At 50.6% G+C, this 1,035-nt stretch carries 1 protein-coding gene; it reads right to left on the bottom strand.

Annotated elements, in window-relative coordinates; all coding sequences use genetic code 11:
* Positions 1-29: 29 nt before the first annotated feature.
* Positions 30-917 carry a LysR family transcriptional regulator gene (locus tag RUMCAL_RS13205; protein ID WP_040648280.1) on the bottom strand — a complete coding sequence of 296 codons (888 nt, stop codon included), beginning with the start codon at positions 915-917 and terminating at the stop codon, positions 30-32.
* Between the last annotated feature and the right edge of the window lie 118 nt (positions 918-1,035).

Below are 1,035 nucleotides of genomic sequence, written 5' to 3'. Positions count from 1 at the left end.
TCGCCAGACGCTCTTTGTGCGGTATTGCCTTACAGCTGTTCCTTCACCAGTGCGATCAGTTCTGCCACATCTTCCGGCAGGTGCACGGCATAGAGAATGCCGTAGGGAATGGTATATTCCCACTCCACCGGAATTGTCACCAGCAGCGGGTGCACGTCACGCCAGCACTCGATCGTGAGAAGCACGTCATCGGTCTGGGCACAATGGTTAAAGACACCCATATCATAATATTGCGGTGTATCCACAATGTGAATCTGCGGGTGACAGACTTCCAAGTCGTGGTGGATCTGATCGTTGATCGCAGAATCCCCGCGGGGCACCATCATCAGATTCTGCCCGTACAGGTCGGAGATTTGCAACTTTTCCTTTTTCGCCAGCGGGTGTCCGGCACGGACGGCAACGCATTTCCGGTATGTACCCAGCTGCAAAAAATGACAGTGCAGCAGCCACTTTGCAGAATCGCAGACTCCCACCAGAAAGTCAAACTTTTCCCCCAGTGCGGAGATCTCCTGCAAGATCGTGGTGTGTTCGTCCTCAAAAGGCACAATATTCAGCCGGTATTCCGGAAAGTGATCGGATACTTTTCCCCACAAATCCACAAAGGGTTTACAAGGGTTCAAGATCGAAGTGCCCACGCAGAATGTCTTTTCATAGTCAGACATTCGCTGCTGTGCCCGGCGAATCGCACGGGCAGAATAGTCTATCAGATACTTGGCATCTGCATAGACTGACTCCCCCGCCGGTGTCAGGCGAATTCCCTGATTGGTACGGGAAATCAGCTGCATCTGCAAGTGTGCCTCCAGAGCATTGACTTGTTTCATCACTGCGGTGGGCGACAGATACAGTTTTTCTGCCGCCTTAGTAAAACTGCCGCAGTCTGCCGCACAAACAAACGCTGTCAGCTGTGGATTATACATGTGCACCACCTCATATAAACTTTTGGTTAATACGATTATAACACATCGGGGATTCCCTGTCAAGAGAATTTGCGGTATACTATACCTAAGGAAACGCTGAACAAAAGCACAGTTGAAA

It is taken from the genome of Ruminococcus callidus ATCC 27760 (assembly GCF_000468015.1).
Classification (GTDB): domain Bacteria; phylum Bacillota; class Clostridia; order Oscillospirales; family Ruminococcaceae; genus Ruminococcus_C; species Ruminococcus_C callidus.
This window is presented reverse-complemented; position numbering and strand designations above follow the sequence as displayed.

Coding starts and splice junctions, on each gene's coding strand:
- RUMCAL_RS13205 (WP_040648280.1), bottom strand. CDS start 917: ATGTATAATCCACAGCTGACAGCGTTTGTTTGTGCGGCAGACTGCGGC.